Source organism: Brevibacillus halotolerans, assembly GCF_026891775.1.
Classification (GTDB): Bacteria; Bacillota; Bacilli; order Brevibacillales; family Brevibacillaceae; genus Brevibacillus_B; species Brevibacillus_B halotolerans.
On sequence record NZ_JAPTNK010000039.1, the window covers coordinates 1 to 3572 of the forward strand.

A 3572-nucleotide genomic window follows, 5' to 3' on the forward strand; every position below is an offset into this window, starting at 1 on the left:
CACTGTTCTTTTAAAATCTTCATTGTATCTCTTGTTCGTTTTTTTGTGTTCCATCCGGACTCATCTCCTCTTGTTTTCATTGTAAGGACTTAACTAAGAGGTGTCCATGAAACTATACTAACTCCAGAGGGCTAGTTACTAATAAGAATAACCATGATTTTTGAACTATAGAGGATTCATGAGTATTCTTATTAGTATTAAAGTTTCAAACAGTAATAACTACCTTCTGTTCATAACAAACTATGTTCTTAGATACGGTACGGTGAGCCGTATCACAAGTGATGGCACACGATTAGGAAAGTAATTGCACTTGATAGTAGCTATATCAGCAGATTAAGGCGATAGTGATAATTGTCCGGCGAGCAAAGACTATAAAATAAAGCCTTTGTTCGCCGCCTTTTTTGTTAAACGAACGTACCCGTTAATTGAATTGACCAAATAAATTTTAGTTTTTTTCAAATCCATAATCCCGTTCGACTTTACAGACCCTCGTTTTGTATCTGAGATACCAATCAGACATACCTCGTCTTTGAGCAATCAAATGTCGTTCGTTCTGCTTCCATTTTTGTATAGCTTCGAGAGATTCCCAATATGATATTGTAATACCTAAGCCATCTCTGGCACTTTCTACTCCTAAAAATCCAGGTTGGATAGATGCAAGTTTCTCCATTTCCTCTGCCATTTCCGCATATCCTTTATCCCCATCAGTTCTTTCGGATGTAAAAATCACCGCATAATAAGGTGGTTGAGGCGTTTTTGCAATTCCGCTCATAAGTCCCTCCTGTTAAAAGAAATGTAACAAAGATATTGGATTAATCCGAGTATACATATTAAATTAAAATTAATAAAAGGAATATTTGTTATAAATCAATTAATATTTTTTATGAAAACAGGTGTTAATTATGAATCTGAATAAACTCCACATTTGTAAAAGTGGTGGAATTAGGAAGTCTTACTAAGGCCGGAGAAATGTTAAACCCTACACAATCAGCAATCAGTCATGCCATCTCCAATTTAGAGTATGAACTAGGTTTGAATCTTCTTAATTAGGAACCGTCCAGTCCGGATATGCCTGTATCGAGCACTTATCAGAAGACAACCGCCTCACTCAGCTCTGAGATATTCCAACGTTTCTAACCGAGGAAGAGGCAGAACGGCTGGATAAGCTTGATAAGAGATTCTGGGAAGACCAGGATCGCATTGCGGAACTTGCACATCGATATTACATGCAGCAGTTGGGAAACCCAGCCCGCCATAAGGGTCTTTTGTTTCATGGACTTTGAACATACCTTATCAGAGTGCAATCGTTTCTAGGTATTGATTCGGCCTGTAATTAAAGAAATCCAGGTGTCGAAATACAGAAAGAAGCTGAGACAAGTATCCTTTTGAATCGATGAAAAATAGGTTTACCAGTAAAAAAACAGCGAAGAACCATACCGCAATTAACAACAAAAATTAGAGAATGTCTATTCACCAATAACGGCAAACCAAGGCCTAACCCCTTGCAAGAAGCTGGGTTAAGGCCTTGGTTTTTTATGTGTTCCCTGAGTCTTGTGACGGACTTCTTACTTTTTTACCAGCCTTAAATGGTTTATAATTATCATAATAGTAGATATTTTGGTCTATAAATAATTATAATAGACTATGGTATGGTTATAATTGAGACAGAAAAGGTGTATTCCTAGGTGGCGCCTTGCTTTGGTGACAACTAAGCCGAAGCGCCTACTCTTTTTTGCCAATATAGGGGATGGAGAGATTACAATGAGCAACATGCAGCAAAAAACAGACGTTATTTTAATTGGTGCTGGAATCATGAGCGCGACTTTGGGATCATTGCTCAAGGAGTTAGCGCCCGAATGGGAAATCAAAGTGTTTGAAAAACTTGCAAAAGCAGGGGAAGAAAGCTCTAACGAATGGAATAATGCGGGTACAGGTCATTCCGCACTGTGCGAGCTTAACTATACATCCGAAAAATCTGACGGATCTATAGATATTAAAAAAGCGATAAAAATTAATGAACAGTTCCAGCTTTCCAGACAGTTTTGGTCCTACCTTGTAGAAAGCAATCTGATTCGTAATCCACAGGACTTTATCATGCCAATACCTCATATGAGTTTGGTTCAAGGGGAAACAAATGTAACATTTTTGAAAAAACGTTTTGAAGCGCTTTCACAAAATCCGTTGTTCCAAGGGATGGAATTTTCCGATGATCCTGAAAAACTGAAGGAATGGATTCCGCTTATCATAGAGGGGCGTACGTCAAATGAACCGATAGCGGCAACCAAAATCGACTCTGGAACAGATGTCAACTTTGGTGCTTTAACACGTATGCTGTTTGACCACTTACAGAGTAAAAATGTCGAGATTAACTACAAGCACACCGTTAAGGATATTAAGCGTAATAGCGACGGCTTGTGGGAAGTCAAAGTGCATGATATCAATAGCGGTAAAATCCAACACCATACAGCAAAATTCGTCTTTATCGGCGGTGGCGGCGGAAGTCTGCCTTTACTCCAAAAAACCGGTATTCCTGAGTCAAAACATATTGGAGGATTCCCGGTAAGCGGATTATTTATGGCATGTAACAATCCGGAAGTTGTAGAGAAGCACCACGCTAAAGTATACGGTAAAGCTAAAGTTGGGGCTCCTCCAATGTCCGTTCCTCATCTTGATACAAGATATATCGACAACAAAAAAACATTGCTGTTTGGACCGTTTGCCGGCTTCTCACCAAAATTCCTAAAAACGGGTTCCAATTTTGATTTGATAGGCTCCGTAAAACCGAATAATGTCCTCACTATGTTGGCAGCGGGCGTAAAAGAGATGTCATTGACAAAATACCTGATCCAGCAGGTTATGTTATCGAATGAAAAGCGCATGGAAGACTTGCGCGAGTTTATCCCGAGCGCTAAAAGCGAGGATTGGTATATCGTGGTAGCGGGCCAACGTGTGCAAGTTATCAAAGATACTGAGGCTGGCGGTAAAGGAACACTTCAATTTGGTACGGAAGTGGTTAGTGCTGCTGACGGCTCGATAGCTGCATTGCTAGGCGCTTCTCCGGGTGCTTCTACTTGCGTTCACGTAATGCTGGAGGTATTAGAAAAATGCTTCCCGCAACATATGAACGAGTGGGAATCGAAAATTAAAGAAATGATTCCTTCTTATGGCGTGTCACTAGTGGAAAACCCAGAGTTTTTCCAAGAGATTCTTGCTTCAACAGCGCAGACGCTTGGTCTAAGTGAAAAAGAACCAGCCTTTAGCTAATTCTTTAGATGTAGAAACAAATATATGTAATGAAAAAGGGTAAGCAACATTTTTCATTAATGGATAATTGCTTCTATGATGAAGAGACTGAACAGCGATTATTGGAAAAACAGCGAGAAAATAAAAAGCTACGTAAATAATAGGTATTATTTGCAAGGAAAAAAAGAACCTTTGATCTATCTTTGGGACTGACCCCCGTTTGTAGGACAGGGATCAAAACACCTTACAAGTTTAAGCAGCCAGTCGTCGGAATTCAACCGGTGACTGGTTGTTTAGTTTTGTTTGAATGCGAATTGAGTTATAGTAAG

At 39.5% G+C, this 3572-nt stretch carries 2 protein-coding genes and 1 pseudogene; 2 read left to right on the forward strand and 1 reads right to left on the reverse strand.

Annotated features, from left to right (window positions below):
• Positions 1-445: 445 nt before the first annotated feature.
• Positions 446-772 carry an antibiotic biosynthesis monooxygenase family protein gene (locus O0550_RS23955; RefSeq protein ID WP_258427424.1) on the reverse strand — a complete coding sequence of 109 codons (327 nt, stop codon included), beginning with the start codon at positions 770-772 and terminating at the stop codon, positions 446-448.
• A gap of 140 nt (positions 773-912) precedes the next feature.
• Between O0550_RS23955 and O0550_RS23960 the strand changes: the two are divergent.
• Together O0550_RS23960 and O0550_RS23965 are read left to right on the forward strand one after the other, a co-directional pair.
• Positions 913-1044 (forward strand): annotated as a pseudogene (locus O0550_RS23960) (helix-turn-helix domain-containing protein); the annotation flags it as partial.
• A gap of 711 nt (positions 1045-1755) precedes the next feature.
• The gene (locus tag O0550_RS23965) at positions 1756-3264 is read left to right on the forward strand and encodes a malate:quinone oxidoreductase (protein WP_255253050.1); all 1509 of its coding nucleotides are present in this window, start codon (positions 1756-1758) and stop codon (positions 3262-3264) included.
• Positions 3265-3572 lie beyond the last annotated feature (308 nt).